This is a genomic window from Sedimenticola selenatireducens DSM 17993 (assembly GCF_000428045.1).
Taxonomy (GTDB): domain Bacteria; phylum Pseudomonadota; class Gammaproteobacteria; order Chromatiales; family Chromatiaceae; genus Sedimenticola; species Sedimenticola selenatireducens.
Map to the genome: position 1 here is coordinate 125,292 of NZ_ATZE01000003.1, position 23,948 is coordinate 149,239.

At 55.2% G+C, this 23,948-nt stretch carries 21 protein-coding genes; 13 read left to right on the plus strand and 8 right to left on the minus strand.

The genetic code is table 11. The annotated features are described in order from the left end of the window. Positions 1 to 39: 39 nt before the first annotated feature. The 3 genes from A3GO_RS0103685 to A3GO_RS0103695 are packed head-to-tail and all read right to left on the minus strand — an operon-like array spanning position 40 to position 2,752. A complete protein-coding gene (locus A3GO_RS0103685; protein WP_029132252.1) occupies positions 40 to 717 on the minus strand; it encodes an RluA family pseudouridine synthase in 678 nt (225 codons plus the stop codon). Next, positions 717 to 1,355: an alanyl-tRNA editing protein gene (locus tag A3GO_RS0103690; RefSeq protein WP_029132253.1), complete on the minus strand. Its 639-nt coding sequence runs from the start codon at positions 1,353 to 1,355 to the stop codon at positions 717 to 719. The genes A3GO_RS0103685 and A3GO_RS0103690 overlap by 1 nt, the downstream gene beginning before the upstream one ends. An 8-nt stretch (positions 1,356 to 1,363) precedes the next feature. Beyond that, entirely contained in the window at positions 1,364 to 2,752 is a 1,389-nt protein-coding gene (locus tag A3GO_RS0103695; RefSeq protein ID WP_029132254.1) for an FAD-binding oxidoreductase, read from the minus strand. A gap of 200 nt (positions 2,753 to 2,952) precedes the next feature. On the opposite strand from A3GO_RS0103695, the gene A3GO_RS0103700 reads away from it, so the two are divergent. Both A3GO_RS0103700 and A3GO_RS0103705 read left to right on the plus strand, forming a co-directional pair. Continuing rightward, positions 2,953 to 3,510: a TRAP transporter small permease subunit gene (locus tag A3GO_RS0103700; protein WP_029132255.1), complete on the plus strand. Its 558-nt coding sequence runs from the start codon at positions 2,953 to 2,955 to the stop codon at positions 3,508 to 3,510. Further along, positions 3,507 to 4,886 carry a TRAP transporter large permease gene (locus A3GO_RS0103705; protein ID WP_029132256.1) on the plus strand — a complete coding sequence of 460 codons (1,380 nt, stop codon included), beginning with the start codon at positions 3,507 to 3,509 and terminating at the stop codon, positions 4,884 to 4,886. The genes A3GO_RS0103700 and A3GO_RS0103705 overlap by 4 nt, the downstream gene beginning before the upstream one ends. Before the next feature lie 77 nt (positions 4,887 to 4,963). On the opposite strand, the gene A3GO_RS0103710 is transcribed toward A3GO_RS0103705, so the two are convergent. After that, complete coding sequence (locus A3GO_RS0103710) at positions 4,964 to 6,037, minus strand: TRAP transporter substrate-binding protein (RefSeq protein WP_029132257.1); 1,074 nt, start codon at positions 6,035 to 6,037, stop codon at positions 4,964 to 4,966. A gap of 282 nt (positions 6,038 to 6,319) precedes the next feature. Next, positions 6,320 to 8,608 carry an NADP-dependent malic enzyme gene (locus A3GO_RS0103715; protein WP_029132258.1) on the minus strand — a complete coding sequence of 763 codons (2,289 nt, stop codon included), beginning with the start codon at positions 8,606 to 8,608 and terminating at the stop codon, positions 6,320 to 6,322. 294 nt (positions 8,609 to 8,902) lie between these two features. Between A3GO_RS0103715 and mdh the strand changes: the two genes are divergently transcribed. Further along, positions 8,903 to 9,835 carry a malate dehydrogenase gene (gene mdh, locus A3GO_RS0103720; RefSeq protein WP_029132259.1) on the plus strand — a complete coding sequence of 311 codons (933 nt, stop codon included), beginning with the start codon at positions 8,903 to 8,905 and terminating at the stop codon, positions 9,833 to 9,835. Between the two features lie 86 nt (positions 9,836 to 9,921). On the opposite strand, the gene A3GO_RS0103725 is transcribed toward mdh, so the two are convergent. After that, positions 9,922 to 11,112 carry an amino acid aminotransferase gene (locus A3GO_RS0103725; RefSeq protein WP_029132260.1) on the minus strand — a complete coding sequence of 397 codons (1,191 nt, stop codon included), beginning with the start codon at positions 11,110 to 11,112 and terminating at the stop codon, positions 9,922 to 9,924. A gap of 130 nt (positions 11,113 to 11,242) precedes the next feature. Here A3GO_RS0103725 and hemW point away from each other — a divergent pair, with 130 nt between their 5' ends. From hemW to A3GO_RS0103745, 4 genes are all read left to right on the plus strand, one after another. Next, entirely contained in the window at positions 11,243 to 12,406 is a 1,164-nt protein-coding gene (gene hemW / locus A3GO_RS0103730; protein WP_029132261.1) for a radical SAM family heme chaperone HemW, read from the plus strand. 137 nt (positions 12,407 to 12,543) lie between these two features. Beyond that, complete coding sequence (locus tag A3GO_RS22410) at positions 12,544 to 12,912, plus strand: DUF3135 domain-containing protein (protein ID WP_037374633.1); 369 nt, start codon at positions 12,544 to 12,546, stop codon at positions 12,910 to 12,912. A gap of 99 nt (positions 12,913 to 13,011) precedes the next feature. Further along, complete coding sequence (gene rpmE, locus A3GO_RS0103740) at positions 13,012 to 13,215, plus strand: 50S ribosomal protein L31 (protein WP_029132262.1); 204 nt, start codon at positions 13,012 to 13,014, stop codon at positions 13,213 to 13,215. Positions 13,216 to 13,699: 484 nt separating this feature from the next. Next, positions 13,700 to 14,995, plus strand: coding sequence for a citrate synthase (locus A3GO_RS0103745; protein ID WP_029132263.1), 1,296 nt, complete (start codon positions 13,700 to 13,702; stop codon positions 14,993 to 14,995). On the opposite strand, the gene A3GO_RS22415 is transcribed toward A3GO_RS0103745, so the two are convergent. Continuing rightward, a complete protein-coding gene (locus A3GO_RS22415; protein WP_051301804.1) occupies positions 14,992 to 15,597 on the minus strand; it encodes a hypothetical protein in 606 nt (201 codons plus the stop codon). The genes A3GO_RS0103745 and A3GO_RS22415 overlap by 4 nt on opposite strands. Positions 15,598 to 15,612: 15 nt before the next feature. Further along, on the minus strand, positions 15,613 to 17,997 hold the full coding sequence (locus A3GO_RS0103755) for a penicillin-binding protein 1A (protein ID WP_245621655.1): 2,385 nt from the start codon (positions 17,995 to 17,997) through the stop codon (positions 15,613 to 15,615). A gap of 226 nt (positions 17,998 to 18,223) precedes the next feature. Between A3GO_RS0103755 and A3GO_RS0103760 the strand changes: the two genes are divergently transcribed. The 6 genes from A3GO_RS0103760 to aroK all read left to right on the plus strand — a co-directional run bounded on the left by A3GO_RS0103760 (position 18,224) and on the right by aroK (position 23,869). Continuing rightward, positions 18,224 to 19,300: a pilus assembly protein PilM gene (locus A3GO_RS0103760; RefSeq protein WP_029132265.1), complete on the plus strand. Its 1,077-nt coding sequence runs from the start codon at positions 18,224 to 18,226 to the stop codon at positions 19,298 to 19,300. Between the two features lies 1 nt (position 19,301). Beyond that, positions 19,302 to 19,859 carry a PilN domain-containing protein gene (locus tag A3GO_RS0103765; RefSeq protein ID WP_029132266.1) on the plus strand — a complete coding sequence of 186 codons (558 nt, stop codon included), beginning with the start codon at positions 19,302 to 19,304 and terminating at the stop codon, positions 19,857 to 19,859. After that, positions 19,856 to 20,440, plus strand: coding sequence for a type IV pilus inner membrane component PilO (locus tag A3GO_RS0103770; RefSeq protein WP_029132267.1), 585 nt, complete (start codon positions 19,856 to 19,858; stop codon positions 20,438 to 20,440). Before A3GO_RS0103765 ends, A3GO_RS0103770 begins: the two co-directional genes overlap by 4 nt. Continuing rightward, entirely contained in the window at positions 20,440 to 20,973 is a 534-nt protein-coding gene (locus A3GO_RS0103775) for a pilus assembly protein PilP (protein ID WP_157606702.1), read from the plus strand. Before A3GO_RS0103770 ends, A3GO_RS0103775 begins: the two co-directional genes overlap by 1 nt. Positions 20,974 to 20,986: 13 nt before the next feature. Continuing rightward, entirely contained in the window at positions 20,987 to 23,167 is a 2,181-nt protein-coding gene (gene pilQ / locus A3GO_RS0103780) for a type IV pilus secretin PilQ (RefSeq protein WP_084609733.1), read from the plus strand. Positions 23,168 to 23,350: 183 nt separating this feature from the next. Further along, positions 23,351 to 23,869, plus strand: a complete 519-nt coding sequence (gene aroK / locus A3GO_RS0103785) for a shikimate kinase AroK (protein ID WP_029132270.1) — start codon at positions 23,351 to 23,353, stop codon at positions 23,867 to 23,869. Positions 23,870 to 23,948 lie beyond the last annotated feature (79 nt).

Sequence of the window (23,948 nt, forward strand, 5' to 3'; positions counted from 1 at the left end):
AGATTTCAACAGCGGGTACTTTTGGTCGGTGCCGGCGAGCTAAAACGGTGGCTCGGATTGAAACTGCATCGGTTTCCCGCTCAGCGGGTGAAGCAGGGAGAGTTCACAGGCATGTAACAGCAGGCGTGGTGATTGTTGCCGGCATGCAGAGCCGGCATACAGGTTATCGCCAATAATCACATGACCAATGGCGAGCATGTGCACCCGCAGCTGATGCGAGCGGCCGGTTTCCGGAACCAGTTCCACCCGGCTGCACTCTTTTTCCGGCTGATAGCTCAACAGACGATAGTGGGTAATGGACGGTTTGCCCGTCTCGTGGTCCACTTTCTGCCTTGGCCGGTTCGGCCAGTCGGTAATCAGCGGCAGGCGAATAGTCCCGGCTGGTGGATCGAGCCGGCCGTCCACGATGGCGATATAGCGTTTGCCGATCTCCCGTTGCTGGAACAGGCGATTCAGGGCGCGGTGCATTTCCCGGCCACGCGCCATTACCATGATGCCGGAGGTAGCCATGTCGAGACGATGCACGATCATGGCGTCGGGAATCCTGGCCTGCACCCGCAGGGCCAGGGAGTCCTGTTTTTCCGCGCCCCGACCGGGCACCGAGAGCAGGCCGCTGGGCTTGTCCAGAATCAGCAGCGCGTCGTCCTGATAGATGATGTTGAGGCCGACATCCGGAGGCGGCTGGTATTTTCCAAGATCGGCCTGCATCGCTGGCATCACTCCACCCGGATCTCGATACGCTCTTTGCCTTTGCCGGGGTTTTTGCGCTTCAGGGTGACGGCGCCGATCTCACTGGTCCGTTTCAAATGGGTGCCTCCACAAGGGACGCGGGAAAAGCCCTCGATGGCCCAGAAGCGTTTTCCATTGTCACGGTCGCTGTAGTCGCTGGTGATTACAAAATCCTGTGCAGCTATGGCATTGACCTGTGCCGTCAGATCCGGCAGCAAGCCGCCCAGGCTTTCGCTAAACAGAAAATCGATCCGCGCCTTCTCCTCGGCTATATGGGCGCCAATCTTTTCAATCCCCGGCAGCGCCCGGTAGACCAGCTCCAGCACCAGTTCACAGGCAAAGTGCAGACGCATCAGGCGATAGCGGCGCGGCCAGTCGATTTCGATCACTACCCTGTCGCCCGGTTTGAGCGGGTGCCCCGGTTCCAGTGTATAAATGATCTCATGGCCCTGTTTGCTGGCGGCCACAACCGGGCAATTGCCAATACTGCCCCGGTCGCTCTCCTGGCCACCGGAAAAGGCGTAGAAGATGGTCCGGTCCAGGGTAATATCATTGCCACTGACAGAAGCAATCGTTGCCTCCAGTCGCGACAGATAAGGGTCTTGCCAGAAAACCTTTTCTACCATGGCACCGTTTATTCCATGCGCAGCACTTTGCCCGGATTGAGCAGATTGTCCGGGTCCAGGGACTGTTTGATCTGGCGCATCAGTACCACCCCTTCCGGGTTCTGCTCCTCAAGGAACTGGATCTTGCCCTGCCCGATGCCATGCTCGCCGGTGCAGGTGCCGTCCATCGCCAGGGCTCGGCGCACCAGCCGGTGATTCAGCTCTTCCGCCTCGTCGATATCCTCGGGGCGATCCGGGTGCGGCAGGATGGCCAGATGGAAATTGCCGTCCCCCACGTGGCCCAGCATCACAATGGGCATGCTGGCCCGGTCGATATCCAGGCGGGTCTCGCGAATACACTCCGCCAGACGGGAGATCGGCACACAGACATCGGTGGTGATGGCGCGGGTGCCCGGCTGCAGTTGCAGTGCTGAAGGGTAGGCGTCGTGACGGGCCTTCCAAAGCCGGTTGCGCTCCTCGCTACGAGTGGTCCAGGTAAAGTCGCTGCCGTTGAATTCACTGGCGATGCCCTGCACCGCCTCGGCCTGCTCCCTGACACTGGCTTCGCTGCCGTGAAACTCGAGGAACAGGTGGGGTTGCTCCGGATAGTCCATTTTCGAGTAGCGGTTGATGGCCTGCATCATCAATGCGTCGAGCAGTTCGATGCGGGCGACCGGTATACCCGACTGAATGGTGAGAATCACCATATTGATGGCATCATCCACGCTCGGGAAGCCGCAGACAGCCGAAGAGATCGCCTCCTGCAGGCCGTGCAGCCGCAGGGTCACCTCGGTAATGATTCCGAGGGTACCCTCCGAGCCGATAAACAGGTGGGTCAGGTCGTAGCCGGCGGAGGATTTTTTTGCCCGGGTGCCGGTCTGGATGATGCGTCCGTCCGCCATCACCACCCTGAGTGAGAGTACATTCTCCTTCATGGTGCCGTAGCGCACCGCGTTGGTCCCCGAGGCGCTGGTGGCCGCCATGCCGCCGAGGGATGCGTTGGCTCCCGGATCGACCGGAAAGAACAGGCCGGTATCGCGCAGATGACTCTCCAGTTGCAACCGGGTCACGCCGGCCTGTACCGTGCAATCCATGTCATCCTGATTGACTTGCAGAATCTGGTCCATCTGGCTCAGGTCGATGCAGACCCCTCCGTGTAGTGCCTGCACGTGCCCTTCGATGGCAGTGCCGGTGCCGTAGGCGATCACCGGCACTTTATGGCGGGCGCAGATCTGCATGATCTCACTCACCTCTTCTGTGCTGTGGGCAAAGGCCACCGCATCCGGTGGCACGGTCTGGAAGCCGGACTCATCATGCCCGTGATGCTCGCGGACCGCTGGCGCGGTTGAGAGCCGTTCGCCCAGCAGTGTGGACAGTGCCGGGAGTGCATTTTCTACAGCGCCGTAATTTGTGTTCATGGTGTCGATGTACCCGAGATGGCCAAAGATTATTCAAGGAATTTTCGCCTACAACCCAGCGAAGATAAAGCGTGGTCTTTGATGGTTTTCCATACCAATTGCATTGTTGGCAAGGAGGTGGTTTCCTGCCGTTGAATCTTGTATTGTTCAAGGGCCTAGCCGCAGTATCCCATAATAATTGCCCCGAGGGGTTCTACTCTATGCAAAAACTTTTACGTTTTTCCGGCATTATCGATGCCGTGAATGAACGGATTGGCCGGCTGATCTCCTGGCTGGTTCTGATCATGGTGCTGCTGGGTGTCTATAATGCGGTGACGCGCAAGTTGAGTCAGACGATCGGTATGGACCTGAGTTCCAATGCCTATATCGAAGCGCAGTGGTACATGTTCAGCCTGGTGTTTCTGTGGGGTGCCGGTTATGCCTTGAAGCATCAGGCCCATGTTCGAGTGGATATCCTCTATTCGCGCGTATCCGAACGCGCCAAGGCGTGGATCGATATCATCGGCACCTGCCTGTTTCTGATTCCGCTGTCGGTACTGATCGTCTGGGTCAGTTACTCATACGCGGCTGACTCCTGGGCGATCCTGGAAGTCTCGCCCGATCCGGGCGGTTTGCCGCGCTATCTGATCAAGTCGGTTATACCTATCGCCTTTGTGCTGCTGATTGTTCAGGGCATCAGTGAACTGATCAAACAGATTGCGTTTCTCAAGGGGCAGATCCCCTTCCCCCGATCGGGACATGGGGAGGAAGGGGTATGAATCCGGACCTGCTAGGTCCCATCATGTTCGGGGGCGCACTGCTGCTGATCTTCATGGGTTATCCGGTGGCCTTTGCTCTGGGCGGTACGGCGCTGGGTTTTGCCGCCATCGGCATCAACATGGAGCTGTTTGACTTTGCCCTGCTGCAGGCCATGTCGCAACGCATCTTCGGGGTGATGCAGAACTACACCCTGCTGGCCGTTCCCTTCTTCATCCTGATGGGCATGCTGCTGGAACGAACGGGTCTGGCGGAGGATCTGCTAAAGACCATGGGTATTGCCTTTGGCCGGGTGCGTGGTGGGCTCGGCTTCTCGGTGGTGATCGTGGGGACCCTGCTGGCGGCGGCGACCGGCGTGGTCGGTGCCACGGTAGTGGCGATGGGCCTGATTGCTTTGCCAATCATGTTGGAGTACCGCTATTCCAAGTCTCTTGCCTGCGGCATCATCTCAGCATCCGGTACGCTTGGACAGGTGATTCCGCCCAGTATTGTGCTGATTGTACTGGCCGACCAGTTGGGCGCTCCAGTGGGTGACCTTTTTGTTGGATCGCTGATTCCCGGCCTGATGCTCTCCGCCATGTACATGGCCTATATTGGCCTGGTGGCATTAACCCGGCCAACGCTGGCGCCGGCCATGCCGAAAGAGGCACGTGCCATGGAAGGCAAGAAGCTGAGTCGCGAAATCGGCCTGGTGATGATTCCGCCACTGGCACTGATCGTGGTGGTGCTGGGGAGCATCTTTGTCGGCTGGGCAACACCCACCGAGGCGGGCGCCTTCGGTGCGGTTGGTGCCATGATCCTGGCCGTGCTAAAGCGCCGTCTGACCCTATCCTCAATGCTGGAGAGCATGACCGAGACGGCCAAGCTGACCAGTATGGTGATGTTCATTCTGGTGGGCTCGCAGGCATTCTCGCTGGTGTTCCGTGGCCTGTATGGCGATCTCTGGGTGGAGGATCTGCTCACTTCCCTGCCCGGTGGTGTAATCGGTTTCCTGATCCTGGTCAACCTCGCCGTGTTTGTTCTGGGCTTCTTTATCGACTTCTTCGAGATCGCCTTTATTATCGTGCCCCTGTTGGCCCCGGTGGTGGTGCGAATTCTCGCCCCGATGTTTGCCGAATTCGATGAGCCGGGACGCATGGCTCTGGTCTGGTTCGGTGTCATGATAGGCATGAACCTGCAGACCTCCTTCCTGACGCCGCCGTTCGGCTTCTCACTCTTCTATTTGCGGGGTGTGGCGCCCAAGTCGGTGACGACGGCCGATATCTACCGGGGAGCTATCCCGTTCATCATGATTCAGCTGATCGGTCTGACCGCGCTGTTCTACTTCCCGCAATTGGTAACCGGGCTGTTGAACATGGGTGTCGGCCAGCCCTATTAGCGAGGTTGTCGGTCGCTACATGAAAAAGCCCCGGCTTTTAAGGGGCCGGGGCTTTTTAAGTCTCGCGCTGGGGTTGATTACTTGAAGGTGAAGTTGGTGTAGGCCATTTCATTGGAGCCGAGCCAGGTATCGGAAACCGTCTTGAACGCCTTCCAGCTTTGGTAGATCTCCTTGAAACGTGCGTTTTCGGCGGACAGTTCCTCATACATGGCAAGGCTCTCCTTGCGCCCTGCTGTGAGGATCTCCTGTGTGTAATCGCGTATCTTGGCACCCTTCTCCACCAGGCGCTTCAATGCCGCCGGGTTTTCGGTATCATATTCGGCCATCATGTTCACATTGGCCACGGCTGCAGCGCTACTGATAATCTCCTGAAACTCCTTGGGCAGATCGTCCCACGCCTTCTGGTTGACATAGAGACTCAAAGTCGGGGCTGGTTCCCACCAGCCCGGGTAGTAGTAGTATGGCGCCACTTTATAAAAGCCGGCCTTCTCGTCATCATAGGGTCCCACCCACTCGGCGGCATCAATAACGCCACGCTCCAGCGCCGGATAGATCTCCGCACCAGCCAGCACCTGTACCGAGACACCGAGACGGCTCATCACCTTGCCACCAAGACCGGGGATACGCATCTTCAGACCCTGCAGATCGGCGACCGCATTCACCTCCTTGCGGAACCACCCCCCCATCTGCATGCCGGTGTTACCGGCAGGGAAATTGATGATGTTGTGCTCGGCGAAGATCTTGCGCATCGCCTCAAGGCCCCCGCCTTTGTACAGCCAGGCATTCTGCTGGCGGAAGTTGAGGCCGAAGGGTACTGAGCAGTCGAAGGCCAGGGCGGGATCCTTGCCGATGTAGTAGTAGGAAGCGGTGTGCCCCATCTGCACGGTACCCTGGGATACTGCATCAAATACCTCAAGGCCGCCGACCAGCTCACCGCCAGCATAAGGGATGATTTCAAACTGACCGCCGCTCATCGCTTTTACGCGTTCGGCAATGGTTTCGGCACCACCGAAAATGATGTCAAAGGCCTTTGGGAAACTGGAGGCCATTCTCCAGCGAATCTTCTTTTTGCTTTGGGCAAGTACGGCAGGAGCGGCGCCAGCGGCCACGGCTCCAACGGCTGCCTTTTTCAGAAAATCACGACGCTTCATCTGGATCTCCTCTGGTTTGGTAACGTTATTATTAGAACAGTGTAGAGGCCTATATATAGGCGATCGGCACAGTGAGTGCAAATAGATTCTTGATTTGATAACACCCGTAAGGATAAGTGTTTAGTGCAATATTGCCGCCTTGTTGGTGTGCGTAACAGTTGCAGGCGTAAATATTTTTCAATGCCAAAAAATAGTATCGAACAATTATTAAAGGATACTAAAGGGGCGTGCCCGATCTGCTCGGTACACGCCCTTGACGATGCAGACTATCGGTTATGCCGTTTAGCCTGCTGCGTGGGTTGTTTTCCAGTCAATAGCGTCAACCACCGCCACCGCACTCATGTTGACAATGCCGCGTACGGTGATCGAGTCGGACACTGCATGGGCCGGATATTTCAACCCGGTCAGCATCGGTCCCACCGGGACAGCTTCGCCCAACATCTTCACCATGTTATAGGAGATATTGGCAGAATCCAGGTTGGGCATGACCAGCAGATTCGCCGCCCCCTTGAAGCGGGAGTGAGGAAAAATCTTGTCACGGATCTCATCAGAGAGCGCCGAGTCGGCATGCATTTCACCCTCAACGACCACACCGGGATACTGCTCGTGCAGAATTCTGCGTGCCTCCTTCATCTTGCGAGAGAAGGCATTATCCCGACTGCCGAAGTTCGAGTGTGACAACAGGGCCGCCTTGGGAGACATGCCAAAGCGCCTGACTATTTCTGCAGCCATGGCCGTCTTCTTGGCGATCTGCTTTGGCGAGGGGTCCGGGGTCACATGGGTATCGGTCAGGAAGAAGGTACCCTTGGACAGAATCAGCATAGTGATGGCCGAACAGTCGGTGGTGTCTTCACGAATACCGATAACACTGCGGATATACTTCAGATGCTGGATGTAGGCGCCCTCCACGCCGCAGATCATAGCGTCCGCATCGCCCTGCCGGGTCAGCAGTGCCGCCAACACCGTGGAGCGTGTGCGTACCACGCCACGTGCGAATGCGGGTGAGACACCGTTGCGTCCCTCGATCTCATGGTAGTGTTGCCAGTCCCGTTCGAAGTTCGGGTTATCGTTCATGTTCACGACCTTGACATCCTGGCCGAGTCGGAAGCGCAGTCCAAGACCCTTGGCTTTCTCTTCGATCACCTCCGGACGTCCGATCAGGATGGGTTTACAAATGCCGTCATCCACCAACACCTGAACAGCCTGCAATACCCGAGTCGCCTCGCCCTCCGCGAATACCACACGCTGCGGATTGGAGATGGCCCGTTCGAATACCGGCTTCATCACCAGGCCAGAGCGGAAAACAAATTCTCTCAGGGTGCGGCGATACTCATGGAAGTCCTGGATCGGGCGGGTGGCCACGCCGGAGTCCATCGCCGCCTGGGCGATCTTCGGCGGCAGGTCGGTCATTAGTCGCGGATCGAACGGTCTGGGGATCAGGTACTCACGACCGAACTGCAGCGCCTGTCCGCCGTAGGCGGCCTGAACCTGGTCGGAGGCCTCTTTCATCGCCAGGTCGGCGAGCGCTTCAACGCAGGCGATTTTCATGTGCTCGTTAATCGTGGTGGCACCCACATCCAGGGCGCCCCGGAACAGGAACGGAAAACAGAGCACATTGTTGACCTGGTTCGGGTAATCGGAACGCCCGGTGGCAATAATGGCATCCGGTGCGACCGCGAGCACCTCTTCCGGAGTGATCTCCGGTGTCGGGTTGGCGAGGGCCAGAATGAACGGCGGATTGGCCATTTTCTTTACCTGGTGCTGTTTCAATACGCCGGGTCCCGAGAGGCCCATGAAGATATCGGCCCCTTCGATGACCTCATCCAGGGTGCGCTGGTCGGTCTCCACCGCATATGCTTCCTTGTAGGGGTCCATGTCCTCTTTGCGACCCTTGTAGACTACGCCGTCCCGGTCAACGACCCGAATGTTCTCTTTTTTAAGCCCCATGCTCACCAGTAGATTGAGGCAGGCCAGTGCCGCGGCGCCGGCACCGGTGCAGACAAGCCGCACTTCCTCAATTTTCTTACCAGCGACCCGCAGACCGTTGCGCACCGCAGCGGCAACCACAATGGCGGTGCCGTGCTGATCGTCATGGAACACCGGTATGTTCATGCGTTCCCGCAGTCGGCGCTCAATCTCGAAACATTCTGGCGCCTTGATATCCTCCAGGTTGATGCCGCCGAAAGTCGGTTCCATGGCGGCAACGGTTTCTATGATTTTTTCCGGATCTTTCAGATCGAGCTCGATATCGAACACATCGACACCGGCAAATTTCTTGAACAGAACGGCCTTCCCTTCCATGACCGGCTTGGCTGCCAATGGACCGATGGCGCCAAGACCCAGTACGGCGGTGCCGTTGGTGATGACGGCCACCAGGTTACCCCTGGAGGTGAGGCTGGCTACCTCATTGGGGTCACGGACAATCTCCTCACAGGCGGCGGCCACGCCGGGCGAATAAGCGAGTGCGAGATCGCGTTGGTTGACCATTTTTTTGGTGGCAACGATCTCCATCTTTCCTGGCTTCGGAAAGCGGTGATAATCGAGTGACGCCTCGCGCAGGTCGTCTGTCATGTTCTATTCCTTATATATACGGGGTTGCGGGTTTTAGATTAAAAAAACAAATAATGAATATAGAATTATCGAATAGATTATACCAATGCAAATAAATAGTAACCCGAATTTTGTTGCTTTAGGGCTATTTTTTCGACTATTTCCGGATTTTTATGGAAAATTAGTATGAATGTCCTATTATTTCTGCGGTTTTTCCCTGCGAGCATGGATTCTTGTGTGGAAATGCCGTAATATTTCGTCCGATTTTCAGCTATTCTAAGTAAACCCCTAACACTACTGCAGAGGATTAATCTCATGAAGGTATCCGTTCTTGGCGCTGCCGGCGGCATCGGTCAGCCACTGGCCCTCCTACTCAAAAATGCCATGCCTGCTGGTTCAGAGCTGGCGTTGTACGATGTTAATCCTATGGTACCTGGTGTTGCGGCGGACCTGAGCCACATCCCGACGCCTGTGAAGGTTTCGGGTCACGGCGCTGATCAGCTGGAAGCGGCGATGGCGAATAGCGATATCGTAATTATTCCGGCCGGTGTACCGCGTAAGCCGGGGATGTCCCGTGATGACCTGTTTAACGTCAATGCCGGTATTGTGAAATCGCTGGTGGAGACCGGTGCAAAAGTCTGCCCCAACGCCTGTTACGGAATTATTACCAACCCGGTAAACTCCACCGTGCCCATCGCGGCTGAAGTTCTGAAGAAGGCTGGTGTTTATGACAAGCGCAAACTGTTCGGTATCACTACTCTGGACATCATCCGTTCCAACACCTTCGTGGCGGAACTGAAGGGTCTGGACCCCACCAGCCTGAATATTCCGGTGATCGGTGGTCACAGCGGTAACACCATCCTGCCACTGCTTTCCCAGATTGGTATTGAGTTCTCCCAGGAAGAGATCGAGAGCCTGACCCCAAGAATTCAGAATGCCGGCACTGAGGTGGTTGAGGCCAAGGCTGGTGGCGGTTCCGCAACTCTCTCCATGGCGGATGCCGGTGCCCGTTTTGCCCTGACCCTGCTGGATGCCCTGAATGGCCAGGAGTCCGTGGTCTGCACCTATGTCGAGGTGGAGAATCAGCCGACCCGCTTCCTCTCCCTCCCGGTCCGTCTGGGCAAAAACGGTGTTGAAGAGATCCTCCCGGCCGGCACCCTGAGCGCCTATGAGCAGAAACTGTTTGATGAGATGTTGCCGACCCTGGAGGGTAATATCGCCAAGGGTGTGGAGTTTGCCAATAGCTGATTGTTGACTGACAGACCAACAAAAAACGCCCGAGTCAAACTGGGCGTTTTTTGTTGGGCGATACCCTGCCGTTGCAGGTTATCCGTTTACAGCACCTGGGCAATACCGCTGCAGAGTGCGTCCATGTTGTTGCGCGTCATGCCGGCAACGCTGATGCGGCCCGAGCCCACAATATAGATACCAAACTCATCTTTCAGGCGTTTCACCTGATCCGGGTTCAGGCCGGAGAAGGAGAACATGCCGCACTGACGGCTGATAAAGCTGAAATCCTGATCAACCCCCTTCTCCTTCAGGGTGGCGACGAACAGATCGCGCATCGCCTGGATACGGTTACGCATCTCCGCCACCTCTTTCTCCCACTCCGCATACAGCGAGGCGTTGTTGAGGATGGTGGTGACGATGCCGCTGCCGTGGAACGGCGGGTTGGAGTAGTTGGCGCGAATGATGGATTTGATCTGGCTGAAGGCGTTATCGGCCTGGTCGGCCTCTTTTGCCAGCAGCGTGATGCCGCCTACGCGCTCGTTATAGAGCCCGAAATTTTTGGAGAATGAGCTGGCCACCAGCAGTTCCGGGTTGTGCTCGGTGAAGATGCGCAGGCCGGCAGCATCGTCCTCGATCCCTTTGGCGAAACCCTGGTAAGCGAAGTCGAACAAAGGCAGCCAGCCGCCCGCGGCGGAGAGCCTGGCCAACTCTTCCCACTCGTCGGCGGTGGGATCGATGCCGGTCGGATTGTGGCAGCAACCGTGAAACAGCACGGTATCCCCGGCGGCGACCTGCAGCAGCGAATTCTTCATGGCCGCGAAGTCCTTGTCCTTGGCTTCCGCGTTGTAATAGTCATAGGTGGCCACTTCCAGGCCAGCCGCCTGGAAGATGTTGCCATGGTTGGCCCAGGTCGGGTTGCTGACCCAGATGCGTCTGCTCGGCATGTGCCGGGCGATGAACTCGGCGCAAATGCGCAGGGCGCCGGTGCCACCAGGTGCATGGGCCGAACGGGCGCGGCCGGCACGGATGATATCGCTGTCGCTGCCGAACAGCAGGCGCTGGACGCCCAGCCCGTATTCGGGGGTGCCCTCAATACTCAGATAGCTTTTGCTGGTCTCTTGGCTCAGCAACCGCTCTTCGGCTTTTTTGACACATGAGAGGATAGGAGTGGTGCCCGCCTCGTCCTTATATATTCCGACACCGAGATTGATTTTGTCGGTACGGGTATCCTTTTTGAAGGCTTCCGTCAGACCAAGGATGGGATCGGCCGGTGCGGCGCTGAGCTGTTCAAACATTTTTCCCCTCATGCGAGCTATTTAATGACAAATGGGCCAATATGCTACTCCCTGTGGGTAGCGTTGCAAAGCGCTTAATGTTGATGGGGTGAAAACCGATTTTGATGGTTGTGAGCGAGAGGGATATCTGATGAGTCATAGGCCGTTGCCGCCGCCGTTGGGGTTGTATATTCATCTGCCCTGGTGTGTACGAAAGTGCCCGTATTGCGATTTCAATTCTCATCAGGTGCGGACGGATTTGGCGGAAGGAGCGTATATCGAAGCCCTGCTCGCTGATCTCGATTATGAGCTGTCGCGCCACGCGACCGGCGACCGTGAATTGCACAGTCTGTTTATCGGTGGGGGTACCCCGAGCCTGTTTTCCGCCGAGTCAATCCATCGGCTGCTGATTGGTGTTGAGGCGCGTTTGCGCTGTGGTGCCGGGATGGAAGTGACCCTGGAGGCGAATCCCGGCACGCTGGAGCAGGGGCGTTATCGCGGTTATCGGGAGGCAGGGGTGAATCGCCTCTCCATCGGTGTGCAGAGCTTTCATCAGGAGTCCCTTGAGCGGCTTGGCCGGATACATGGCCCGGAGGAGGTGTTTGCGGCGATTGAAAGCGCCCGGTCTGCCGGTTTTGATTCAATCAATCTGGATCTGATGAGCGGTTTGCCGGGGCAGACCCTGGAGATGGCCTGTAAGGATGTGCGTCTGGCCATTGAAGCCAGCCCTGATCACATCTCCTATTACCAATTGACCCTTGAGCCGAATACCCCATTCCATCGTCAACCGCCTGTGGCCATGCCGGGTGAAGATAGGGCGCATGATTTTCAACTGGCGGGCCGCCAGCTGCTGGGGGATGCCGGCTATCAGCAGTATGAGGTGTCGGCCTACATGCGTAACGGCCGTGCTTGCCGGCACAATCTCAACTATTGGCGATTTGGCGACTACATCGGCATAGGCGCTGGAGCACATGGCAAGCTCACAGATTCTTCCTCCTGGCTTGTTGAGCGTGCGTGGCGTGTCAGGCAGCCGGATGAGTATCTGCGGAAAGCCGGTAGTGAGGCAGCGGTATCGGGCCGCCGGCAGCTTCTGCCTGCAGACCTGCTGATTGAATTTATGATGAATGCCCTAAGGCTAAAGGCGGGTTTTGCCGTGGAATTGTTCCCTGAAAGGACCGGGTTGGGCGAGGCTGATTTGTGGGCCGGGTTGGATGAATTACTCGGGCGCGGGCTACTGTTGCATGAGGACGGCATCATCAGGGCATCGGAATCCGGTTGGCTATTTTTGGATGACGTGGTTGCCGGGCTACTTTAAATGTGCGGTCATGTATAAGTGGATAGGGAGAGGGGTCTAAAAGCAGCAGCAATATCCGTGTGCTAGGATTTCATCATGGGGCTGTGAACTGGTTGCCGTTTGGGGATTAGCGGCGTGCCGGTGAGGAGGGATGAGCAATGGATTCGGCGGGTAATGGACAGAGGGTGGATTTTGATCAGTGGCTGAAGTTGGCCAACACCGATATGTCGGCGTTTGAAGCGCTGCGCAGGGCGACAATCAATCAGGTTATTGAGCAGGCGCCTGAAGAACAGCAGGATCGGCTGCGCCGACTGCAGTGGCGCATTGATCAGGAGCGCCGCCGCTGTAAAAGCCCCATGGGAGCCTGTATTCGGATTTCCAGGATGATGTGGGACCAGATGATGGGCGAAGGGGGGCTGGTTGAACGACTCCACGAGCTTACTAACAAAGGGTTCTCCGGCGCCATGAGTAGAGGGCGTTCAGCGAAGGTGATTCCGTTGGTTCCCGGACGTGGTCCTGGACGGTAGGTCGGGCTTGTGTCTTGCGTGATGTGTCGGTCTTGGCTATAATGCCCCGTTCACCCCGTCTTAATTATGCGGGTAGTTTGAGTTTATTCAGAGGCTGTCATGAAAGCGGATATCCACCCCCAGTACGAAGAGATTAAAGTGGCTTGCAGCTGTGGAAACGAGTTTACCACTCGTTCGGCGCTGTGTGAGGATCTGCACGTGGAAGTCTGCTCAGCCTGCCATCCGTTCTTCACCGGAAAACAGAAGATTATGGATACCGCTGGTCGTGTAGACAAGTTCCGCAAGCGTTATTCGCGCGGTTAAGCGTAGCGCAAAGCAGGAAATCAAATAAAAGGCACTTCGGTGCCTTTTATTTTTGCTTGAAAAGACTTCCGATAGTGTGGAGCGCAGGGATGCGCAGATGTGCTGGATGGCGCGTATCTTAAAAGAGTGTTGTTATTTAGTGGATGGTCTATGCTTTAACGCGTCTGCGCTTAACGGACCATCGACAATCCCTTCGCCTTCGGTATTCGGCAGTATTCAATATTTCAATGTGCTGTATTAAAAAATGCAGTCATTGCGTCCAAATATAATTTTGGTAGCATTGCTGCACTTGCAAAATTTTGGGAATTCTGCCCTACAGCCGGGTGTTGGCAAATTTTCGTTTAGAAAGTGGTCAAATTGCCAGGCAGTTTAGAGGTAATGCATGTTGGACGATCGTCCGGTTACATGCTTAAGGGTTGTTCTGATCGGCCGACTGTTATATAAAAGGCCAGTTAGCCAGTTTATGGCAGGAGAAAGTGAACTTATGTCAGATAAAAAAGTAACCTTAACCAACAAAGTGGATGGAACCTCTGTAGATCTGCCTGTGTACAAGGGCACCGAAGGGCCGGAAGTCGCGGATATCTCGACCCTTTACAAGCACACCGGTATGTTTACCTATGATCCCGGTTTCGTGGCTACGGCAAGTTGCCGAAGTGCCATCACCTATATCGATGGTGATAAGGGTATCCTGCGTTATCGGGGGTATCCCATCGAACAGTTGGCCAAGGAGGCGAGCTTTCTCGAGGTGGCCTACCTGCTTATGTACGGCGACCTGCCTTCTGCCGAAGAGATGGCGAAATTTGATAACACCATTCGTCACCACACGATGATTAAGGAGACCTTGAAGAACTTCTTCGACGGTTTCCAGTATGATGCACACCCGATGGGTATTATGGTCGGCGTGGTGGGGTCACTCTCCGCCTTCTACCACGATTCCCTGGATATCAATAATCCACGGCATCGTGAAATTTCCGCCCACCGATTGATTGCCAAGATGCCGACCATCGCGGCGGCCAGCTACAAGCACAATGTTGGCGAACCCTTCATTTATCCGCGAAATGATCTGGACTATTGTGAAAACTTCCTGCGCATGATGTTCAGCAATCCCTGTGAGGAATACTCACCGGATCCGGTTGCGGTGAAGGCGATCAACACGCTGTTTATTCTGCATGCCGACCATGAGCAGAACGCCAGTACCTCGACCGTGCGTCTCTCAGGCAGTTCCCAGGCCAATCCGTTTGCCTGTATTGCAGCTGGGATCGCGTCTCTGTGGGGGCCCTCTCACGGTGGCGCCAATGAGGCAGTGCTCGATATGCTGAATGAGATCGGTGATGTCTCCCAGATCGACAAGTACATCGCCAAGGCCAAAGATAAGGACGATCCGTTCCGCCTGATGGGCTTTGGTCACCGTGTCTACAAGAACTTCGACCCGCGCGCCACCCTGATCCGTGAGGTGTGCCATGAGGTGCTTGAGAACATGAAGGATAACGACAATCCGCTGTTCGAACTGGCCCTGCGCCTTGAGCAGGTGGCCTTGGAGGACGAGTACTTTGTCGAGCGCAAGCTGTATCCGAATGTGGACTTCTACTCCGGCATTATCTATCAGGCGCTGGGCATTCCCACCAGCATGTTCACGGTGATGTTTGCCGTGGCCAGGACCGTTGGCTGGGTTGCTCACTGGATGGAAATGATGGATGACCCCGAGTTCCGCATCGGCCGTCCGCGTCAGCTCTACACCGGTGCCCCGAAGCGCGATTATGTTCCGGTAAGCAAGCGTTAGTCGGACGCGAGCAGCGTCAATAGTTGGTCCAGCGACGCCCCCTTCTGGGGGCGTCCTTCTGTCGGGTCCAGGGGCAGGTTGTGGCGTTCCGACTCCGGCAGCACAAGCAGCTCAATTTGGTGTTCGCCGGCATGGAAGCTGAATACTGTCCGCATAACGCGCTTTTTGTTGCTGTAATCCAGTGTTACTTCACGTTGTCGACAAGGGATTTTCCAGTCCATCAGTGCGATCGCTACGGATTCAACAGTGTCGGAAAAGAGAATAAGCGTAACCGGAGTGTGCTGGTTTGCAACGCCGGTCAGTACCGGACCGATGAGACGTGGGTGGTAGGGGCTGAAAAGCCGTATGGCCTCCGCCGCACTTTTTCTGAGTTCATGCAGTTGTGTTGCCTGGGCGGTGGGTTGGAACAGCTGCAGGTGGTTTTTTAATGCCAGCTCGATTTCGCGGTTTTCCGGCAGCTGCCGCTGGTCCGTGCACCTCAGCCGCTTGGCGGCTTTGTTGCGGGCCTGGGCGTAGCTGAGGTCACTCTGCTCGGCAATTAATTGCGCCGCCTCAATAGCGATCTGATGCCTGAGCGCGCGGGGTGCTGAACGACGCGGCATGTCGATGCTCCTTGGTTAGAAAATCTGCTCCTCGCTGGCAGTACCCTTAATGGGTTTGCCCGGGTCGGTATTGGAAGCGGCCTCGCTGGAGCTTTCCCGTGGGGCATTTTCACTGCGAAAGACTTCAAAAATTGCATCATCCTGATCGACACTTGCGCGCTTTCCCGTCTTGGGGTCGATCCGTACGGTGACCATGCCGGTTGGGACTTTCAGCGGCTGTTCGGGAACATCGTTTAATGCGGTCTGCATGAATTCAATCCATGCCGGCAGTGCGGCACGCCCACCGACTTCACCTCGCCCGAGCGGTTTGGATGAATCAAACCCAACCCAGGTGATTGCCACCAGAGATCGATTGAAGCCGTTAAACCAGGCGTCACGCTGGTCGTTGGTGGTGCCGGTTTTGCCGGCGAGGTCCGAGCGTCCGAGCGAGCGGGCCTTGATCGCCGTGCCGCGGGATATCACGTCACGCATCATTGAATTCATCAAGTAGTGGTTCTGGGGGGAGATAACCCGTGGCGCAATCGGCAGGCCCGCGGAATTCTCTTCTGTGCAGCCGTCGCAGACGGTGGCAGGCGTGGCTTGAAATATCAGCTCGCCATTGTCTCTTTCGATGCGGCTGATGAAATAGGGTTCCACCCTGAAACCGCCATTCGCCAGGATTGCGTAGGCCGATGCCATTTGTAATGGTGTGACTGCGCCACTGCCCAGTGCCAGTGAGAGGTTGTGCGGCAGGTCGTCTGGATTGAAGCCGAATTTTTTTGCGTGCTCCAGGGCGTGTTCGATGCCCATGGATCGTAGCAGGCGTATTGAAACAAGGTTTCGGGATTTGGTTAATGCATATCTTAACCGGGTAGGGCCAAAGAATTTTCCACTGTAGTTCTCCGGGCGCCAGGCGCCCTCCAGGCTGGGGTCGTCAAACACAACGGGAGCATCGTTAATCAGGCTGGCGGCGGTGAAGCCTGCCTCGAGTGCCGCGGAGTAGATGATGGCCTTGAAGCCTGAGCCAGGCTGGCGCATGGCTTGCGTAACCCGGTTGAACTTGCTGTGATAGAAGTCGTATCCGCCCGATAGTGTCTGGATGGCTCCATTGTCCGGATGAAGTGATATAAAGGCACTTTCGGCTGCAGGTATCTGAGCAAGTCGGAGTCTTGCTCCGTCATCCCCGCTTTCTGCCAGCACCCGAACCAGGTCTCCTGGCTTAATGATCTCATCCGCGCGTTGGGGCTTAGGGCCAACCCTGTTTTCAGTTTTAAATGGCCGCGCCCACTCCAGTCCCTCCCACGACAAGGTTTCATAGCGGCCTTCTCCGAGATAGAGAGTGGCGCTTTTTTCTTCAATGCCGGTGACAATGGCGGGCGGCAGATCACCGACGATCCGGTGATCCCTGAGGAGTGCATCCAGTGTGTGGTCGTCTTCGTTGCCAGAGAGATTGAGGTGTTGTTCGGCGCCGCGATAGCCATGCCGCAGATCGTAGGCTTGCAGATTGTTTCTCAGAGCCCGGTTGGCGACGGACTGTAGTTTGCTGTCGATGGTGGTGTAGACGTTAAAGCCGGTGGTGTAGGCGTCGTTGCCATATCGGTCGAACATTTCGGCTCTGACCATTTCGGCGATATAGGGTGCGTCGGCCTCGGTTTGGGCGGTATGCAGTGATGCAGTGATTGGTATTGCCCTGGCCGCCATCTCTTCCTGTTCAGTGATGAAGCCAAGCTTCGCCATGCGTCCGAGTACATAGTCCCTTCTTTGTAGCGACCGCTCAGGGTCGGCCAGTGGATTGTAGCGGGAAGGCGCCTTGGGCAGGCCCGCAATCATGGCGATCTGTGGCAGTGTCAGCTGGTCTACCGTTTTTCCGTAGTAGACCATGGCGGCAGCGCCAACCCCATAGGCACGATTGCCCATATATATCTTATTAAGGTATAGCTCCAGTATCTCCTCTTTTGTCAGTTCATTCTCTATGCGGAGGGACAAAAAAATCTCACTGAACTTGCGTGTGAAGGTCTTTTCGCTGGAAAGGAAAAAATTTCGTGCTACCTGCATGGTGATAGTGCTGCCGCCCTGCCGGCGTTCACCGGTAAGTAGCAATTGGTAGGCGGCCCGCATCAATCCCTTGTAGTCGACACCCGGATGCTCAAAAAAACGATCATCCTCGGCGGCTAAAAAAGCCTGAACCATCGGTTCGGGTATGGCATTATAGCTTAGAGGGATGCGGCGCATTTCACCAAACTCGGCAATGAGTTTGTGATCGCTTGAGTAAACGCGTAACGGAACCTGAAATTTGACGCTTTTCAGATTCTCGGTGGAGGGGAGTGAGGGTTCAAGATAGTAGTAGAGTGACGCAACAGCGATTGCGCCGGCGATGGATCCCAGCAGGCCGAGCCAAAGGAAAAACCTGATCAGTTTCATTAACCACTTCATGAGCCAGTTCACGGATTGTGTATTGATGGGGATCCAGAATATATTGTCCGGGGGATACGTGGCTATATTAACAAAAATGTGTTGTTGTGACAGTCTTAGAGAAAAAATACTTCACAAGAAAATCATTTACTGCTATATAGTTAACTATTCTAATTAAAGGAAAACCTAAAAGTTCTCCGTAAAGCCATATTATAATTGCGAGAAAGGAAACGCGATGGTCCCTTTTTTCGGATCCAAGAAGCAGGCAATGCTTGGGCTGGATATCAGTTCGACGGCAGTAAAACTGCTTGAGTTGAGTAAATCATCAGGCAGGTCGGGCGCCCAATTCAGGGTTGAGGCCTATGCTGTCGAGCCGTTGCCGGCAAATGCAGTAGTAGAGAAGAATATCGCCGATGTCGATGCCGTTGGGCAGGCGATCCAAAACGTGATCAGGCGATCCGGCAGCAAGGCGCGTCAGGCGGCCGTGGCTGTTTCCGGTTCAGCAGTAATCACCAAGATTATTACCATGCCCGCATCGCTCTCCGATGCTGAGATGGAGAGTCAGATTCAACTCGAAGCCGATCAGTACATCCCTTATCCGCTGGAAGAGGTGAATCTGGATTTCGAGATTCTCGGTTCATCCGAGAAGAACCCTGAAATGATGGATGTATTACTGGCTGCTTCCCGTAGCGAGAACGTTGATGACCGTGTTGCGGCCCTGGAAATAGCCGGGGTGACTGCCAGTGTTGTTGATGTTGAAGCCTATGCAATGGAAAATGCCTTTAGCCAGATCGTTGATCAACTGCCGGACGGTGGCGATGATCAGACGGTTGCGATTGCAGACATCGGGGCCACCACCACCACGCTGAATGTTCTTCGAAATGGCAAGATCATCTATACGCGGGAACAGAACTTCGGTGGCAGACAGCTGACTGAGGAGATTCAGCGACGCTACGGTCTCTCGCATGAGGAGGCCGGTATGGCCAAACGTCAGGGTGGACTTCCCGACAATTACGTACCTGAAGTGCTGGAGCCGTTTAAGGATGCAATGGCGCAGCAGGTCAGCCGCTCGCTGCAGTTTTTCTTCTCGTCCAGTGCCTATAACAGCGTCGATCATATCATCCTTGCGGGCGGGAGTTCCTCGATCCCGGGTGTCGATGAATTGATAGAAGAGAAAATTGGCACGCCGACGATTGTCGCCAATCCCTTCGCAAATATGTCTGTTTCATCCAATGTAAAACCCCAGGGGTTAAGTAACGATGCGCCATCGCTGATGATTGCCTGCGGACTCGCATTAAGGAGTTTCGACTAATATGGCCCATATTAATCTACTTCCCTGGCGGGAGAACCTTAGAAAAAAGCGCCAAAAGGATTTTGGCATGTCGGTACTGCTTGCCCTGATTTTAGCAGGTGGCGCTTGTGGTGGGGTTCACTTCTATATTGAAGACATGATCAGCCACCAGGAGGGTCGCAACGGCTATCTCGGACAGGAGATTGCAATAGTCGATAAAAAAATAAATGAAATCAAGGATTTGGAAAAACAAAAGGCTCAGCTAATTGCCCGTATGAATGTTATTCAGTCGTTGCAGGGGAGCAGGCCGCAGATTGTCCACCTGTTTGATGAGCTGGTCACGACCATCCCGGATGGCACCCACCTTACCAAGCTGGAACAAAAGGGCGATGGGGTGACAATGAACGGGATAGCCGAGTCCAACGCCCGGGTCTCCGCCTATATGCGAAACATCGAGTCGTCGGCCTGGCTAGGCGGCCCTTCCCTCCAGGTGATCACAAGTACTGAAAAATCCAAGGGCACATTCACCCTGATGGCCAAGCAGATTGACCACAACAAGGATAAAGGGGGTCAGCAATGAACCTTCAGGAGTTGAATGAACTCGACCTAAATAATATCGGCAATTGGCCGACACCTGTAAAGGCGTTCATTATCCTTCTGCTCTGCGTTGGTGTAGGGGTTGGTTGGTATTATTTCAATACCGAAGAGCAGTTGCTCAACCTGGAGACGGCGGAGAAGAAAGAGCAGGCATTGCGGGTAGAGTTTGAGCGCAAGCAGGCCAAGGCAGTAAATCTGGAGAAATACAAGAAGCAGCTGGAAGAGATGAAGCAATCTTTTGGTGCCATGCTGCGACAGTTGCCGAACAAGACCGAGGTGGCGGACCTGCTGGTGGATGTCTCGCAAACCGGACTCGCTTCCGGGCTGGAGTTTGAGCTGTTTGATCCACAGGATGAGGTTCCACGGGAGTTTTATGCTGAATTGCCGATACAACTGCGGGTATTTGGCGGCTACCACGAGCTGGGTGCCTTTATCAGTGGCTTGGCGGCACTGCCGCGTATTGTGACCATTCATGATGTTTCCGTTACACCGCGTAAAGAGGGTGTGTTGGTGATGTCGGCAACGGCAAAGACATACCGCTATCTGGAAGAGGAGGCGAATTGATGTTGAGTAAAAAATTCATTCGTCTCGCTGCGGTGCTGTTCCCGGCTCTCTTGTTGTCGGCCTGCGCAGACAGGAGCATGCACGATCTGAAGAGCTATGTGGACGAGGTGAAATCCAGGAAAGCGGGGCATATTGAGCCGCTGCCCGAGATTAAGCCTATAGAAACTTTTACCTATATCAGCGATGGACGGCGAAGCCCATTTGAGTCTCAAAGTCAGGGGGAGGAGACGGCTGGACAGAATGCGGCCAATGGGTTGTCACCCGATTTCAACCGCCGCAAGGAAGAGCTGGAGAGTTATCCGCTCGATTCGCTGCGGATGGTGGGGCTGCTTGAACAGCTGGGTATCACCTGGGCGTTGATACAGACACAAGAGAAGACAATTCACCGGGTAAAGGCGGGCAATTATCTTGGCTCCAACTATGGACAGATAACCCAGATCAGTGAAACCCAGGTTGAGTTGACGGAGATTATTCCGGACGGCCAGGGAGGATACCGTGAGCGGCAGGCCTCCTTGGCATTGGCAGGAGAGTAACAGGGCTATGTTAATGAATAATAAACCACTCGATGCAAAACAGTGGAACCATGCTGGCAGTGCTGTGTCAGGTTCCATAAATTCCCTGCGGTCGTTCTGGGCTGTTTGTCTTCTATTCTTCGTTTCACTAGCACCTGTTTATGCGGCAGATAATGTCCTGAAAGAGTTAACCTTTTCTGCATTGCCTGGTGATGATGTCGTTATCACCCTGCGTGCGGAGGGGCCGATGGAAAAACCGCAAATGTTCACTACCGATAACCCGGCACGCATTGCGCTGGATTTTTTCGGTATGTCCAACGGCCTGGACAGTAAAACCCAAGCCATCGGAATTGGCATGGCGCGCAGCGTAACGGCCATTGAGGCGGGGGACCGCACCCGGGTCGTGGTTAACCTGATCGAGTCGACAGGCCATGACATTGTGGTGAATGGAAATCAACTGGAGATCACCATCAAGGGTGGTGCCCGGGTAGCGGCAAACAGAAGCGGTGGTGCCGCGGCCACATCCGCACTGTCCACCTCCCGAGCTAACGCTGCGCAATCGGCCGATAGTTTGCGCAATGTGGACTTCCGGCGTGGCGACGGAGGTGAAGGACAGGTGATCCTGACCCTGGGTAATCCCGCGGCAGCGGTGGATTTGCACGAAGAGGGGGGCAGGATTGTCCTGGATATTTTGAATACGTCACTTCCAGAGAGCCTGATGCGCAAGTTTGACGTGGGCGACTTTGCTACGCCGGTGAAACAGTTCGAAGTGACTAGTCAGGGTGAGAATGTCCATATTGAGATTATGGCAAAGGGTGAGTATGAGCATCTTGCCTATCAGGCTAATGACCTATTTACTGTTGAATTCCGCGCACTGACCAAAGAGGAAAAAGAGGAGATCCAGCGCCGTAAGGAGACCTTCACGGGTGAGCGGCTGTCGCTCAATTTCCAGGATATCGAGGTGCGCGCCGTCCTGCAGCTGTTGGCGGATTTTACCGGCCTGAATCTGGTCACTTCGGATACGGTCACCGGCAACATCACACTCCGGTTGAAGAATGTGCCTTGGGATCAGGCGCTCAGTATTATTATGAAAACCCGCGGGCTCTCCATGCGTCAGAATGGCAATGTCCTGCTGATCGCACCCACCGAAGAGATCGCTGCGCGCGAGAAACTGGAGCTGGAGTCCCAGCGGCAGATAGAAGAGTTGGCACCGCTGTTTTCCGAGTATATACAGCTCAATTATGCCAAGGCGACGGATATCCAGAAGCTGCTGAAGGCGGAAGGCAATCAGCTGTTAACACCGGATCGCGGCAATGTCACTTTCGACGAAAGAACCAATACCCTGCTGGTGCGGGATACGGCGGCCAAGCTGGACGATATTCGCAGGTTGATCAACCGGCTGGATGTGGCTGTCCGTCAGGTGCTGATTGAATCACGCGTGGTGATTGCCAATGACGATTTCGCCAGAGATATCGGTGTGCGGTTTGGTTTGAGTACCCACCTGAAGCAGGACGGCAACTTTCTGGATATCAACGGCACTCAACAAGGCTATATAGGGAACACCGCGGGCCTGCATGAGGGTTCCTTGGAGTCTCCTGCCGGGTCGGGGATGGAAGGACTGTTGGTAAATCTACCCCAGCAGCTGAGCACCGACCGGGGTGGCGCCATAAACTTTATCGCCGGAAAGCTGGGTTCTTACCTGCTGCAGCTTGAGCTGTCCGCCATGCAGCAGGAAGGTAAGGGCGAGATCGTCTCCAGTCCCCGGGTGATTACCTCGGATCAGAGCACTGCGGTGATCAAGCAGGGTGTTGAAATCCCCTATCAAGAGGCCAGCTCCAGCGGTGCGACCTCGGTATCCTTCAAGGAGGCGGTACTGAAACTTGAGGTGACACCCCATATCACTCCGGATGACCGGGTTATTATGGATCTGAACATCACCAAGGATAATGCCGATTTCAGCCGTTCGGTGTTGGGCGTGCCACCACTTGATACCCGATCGATAGAAACCTCGGTGCTGGTTGAGAATGGAGAAACCGTGGTGCTGGGTGGTGTGTTCGAGCGTGAGGAGAGCGTTGGTAGTGAACGGATACCTTTCTTTGGTGATCTGCCCTATGTCGGCTTCATGTTCAAGCAGGAGTTGCGTACGGACACCAACAAGGAGTTGCTGATTTTTGTGACTCCAAAGATTCTCAAGGAGACCCTCTCCGCCCGTTGATGTGCGGAGCTATTTGCTGAACCAAGAAGGGTCTATCTTGGATAGGCCCTTCTTGGTTTGGGTCGGCAATAGCGGTTTAGGAAGGGAATGGCCCGGCCATTGCCCTCAAAATGTCAGGCAATTAGTATTGATGGCCCCTTTTTTATTGTCTGCCGCTACAAAATCTGGCATACCTAGCTGTTTATGAATCATCCTAACAACATTTTTCTGATCGGGCCCATGGGGGCGGGTAAAAGTACCATTGGCCGTCAGGTGGCTTCACTGCTCGGTCTGGATTTTGACGATACAGATCATGAAATCCAGCGGCGTACAGGGGTCGATATCCCCACTATCTTTGACTATGAGGGCGAAGAGGGGTTTCGCAAGCGCGAAAGTGCCGTGATTGATGATCTTACCCAGCGTGGCAGTCTGGTGCTGGCCACTGGAGGGGGGTCCATCCTCAATCCGGATAATCGCCGTAACCTGAGTAGTCGCGGTTTTGTCGTCTATCTTTACTGCAGTCCGGAACAGCAGTATGAGCGTACCTTGCGGGACAGGAGTCGGCCCTTACTGCAGACGGAGGACCCATTGGGTACATTGAAGGCACTGATGGTGGAGCGCGATCCGCTGTATCGGGAAACCGCGGATATCGTCGTGACCTCAGAGAAGCGCAGCGCCTCGGCGGTGGCCAACGAGATTGTCAGAAAGCTCAGGCCTGAGTGAGTCCAGTTGGGTTTTCAGGGTTTAGCGGTCAGAATGCCGTTTTTGGCATGCCCGGGATTTATCTCGATTTTTTTGCAAG

Excerpts from the sequence above, each read along its gene's own strand:
- A3GO_RS0103685 (WP_029132252.1), bottom strand. The coding sequence starts at position 717 with ATGCCAGCGATGCAGGCCGATCTTGGAAAATACCAGCCGCCTCCGGAT.
- A3GO_RS0103690 (WP_029132253.1), bottom strand. The coding sequence starts at position 1,355 with ATGGTAGAAAAGGTTTTCTGGCAAGACCCTTATCTGTCGCGACTGGAG.
- A3GO_RS0103695 (WP_029132254.1), bottom strand. The coding sequence starts at position 2,752 with ATGAACACAAATTACGGCGCTGTAGAAAATGCACTCCCGGCACTGTCC.
- A3GO_RS0103700 (WP_029132255.1), top strand. The coding sequence starts at position 2,953 with ATGCAAAAACTTTTACGTTTTTCCGGCATTATCGATGCCGTGAATGAA.
- A3GO_RS0103705 (WP_029132256.1), top strand. The coding sequence starts at position 3,507 with ATGAATCCGGACCTGCTAGGTCCCATCATGTTCGGGGGCGCACTGCTG.
- A3GO_RS0103710 (WP_029132257.1), bottom strand. The coding sequence starts at position 6,037 with ATGAAGCGTCGTGATTTTCTGAAAAAGGCAGCCGTTGGAGCCGTGGCC.
- A3GO_RS0103715 (WP_029132258.1), bottom strand. The coding sequence starts at position 8,608 with ATGACAGACGACCTGCGCGAGGCGTCACTCGATTATCACCGCTTTCCG.
- mdh (WP_029132259.1), top strand. The coding sequence starts at position 8,903 with ATGAAGGTATCCGTTCTTGGCGCTGCCGGCGGCATCGGTCAGCCACTG.
- A3GO_RS0103725 (WP_029132260.1), bottom strand. The coding sequence starts at position 11,112 with ATGTTTGAACAGCTCAGCGCCGCACCGGCCGATCCCATCCTTGGTCTG.
- hemW (WP_029132261.1), top strand. The coding sequence starts at position 11,243 with ATGAGTCATAGGCCGTTGCCGCCGCCGTTGGGGTTGTATATTCATCTG.
- A3GO_RS22410 (WP_037374633.1), top strand. The coding sequence starts at position 12,544 with ATGGATTCGGCGGGTAATGGACAGAGGGTGGATTTTGATCAGTGGCTG.
- rpmE (WP_029132262.1), top strand. The coding sequence starts at position 13,012 with ATGAAAGCGGATATCCACCCCCAGTACGAAGAGATTAAAGTGGCTTGC.
- A3GO_RS0103745 (WP_029132263.1), top strand. The coding sequence starts at position 13,700 with ATGTCAGATAAAAAAGTAACCTTAACCAACAAAGTGGATGGAACCTCT.
- A3GO_RS22415 (WP_051301804.1), bottom strand. The coding sequence starts at position 15,597 with ATGCCGCGTCGTTCAGCACCCCGCGCGCTCAGGCATCAGATCGCTATT.
- A3GO_RS0103755 (WP_245621655.1), bottom strand. The coding sequence starts at position 17,997 with ATGAAACTGATCAGGTTTTTCCTTTGGCTCGGCCTGCTGGGATCCATC.
- A3GO_RS0103760 (WP_029132265.1), top strand. The coding sequence starts at position 18,224 with ATGGTCCCTTTTTTCGGATCCAAGAAGCAGGCAATGCTTGGGCTGGAT.
- A3GO_RS0103765 (WP_029132266.1), top strand. The coding sequence starts at position 19,302 with ATGGCCCATATTAATCTACTTCCCTGGCGGGAGAACCTTAGAAAAAAG.
- A3GO_RS0103770 (WP_029132267.1), top strand. The coding sequence starts at position 19,856 with ATGAACCTTCAGGAGTTGAATGAACTCGACCTAAATAATATCGGCAAT.
- A3GO_RS0103775 (WP_157606702.1), top strand. The coding sequence starts at position 20,440 with ATGTTGAGTAAAAAATTCATTCGTCTCGCTGCGGTGCTGTTCCCGGCT.
- pilQ (WP_084609733.1), top strand. The coding sequence starts at position 20,987 with ATGAATAATAAACCACTCGATGCAAAACAGTGGAACCATGCTGGCAGT.
- aroK (WP_029132270.1), top strand. The coding sequence starts at position 23,351 with ATGAATCATCCTAACAACATTTTTCTGATCGGGCCCATGGGGGCGGGT.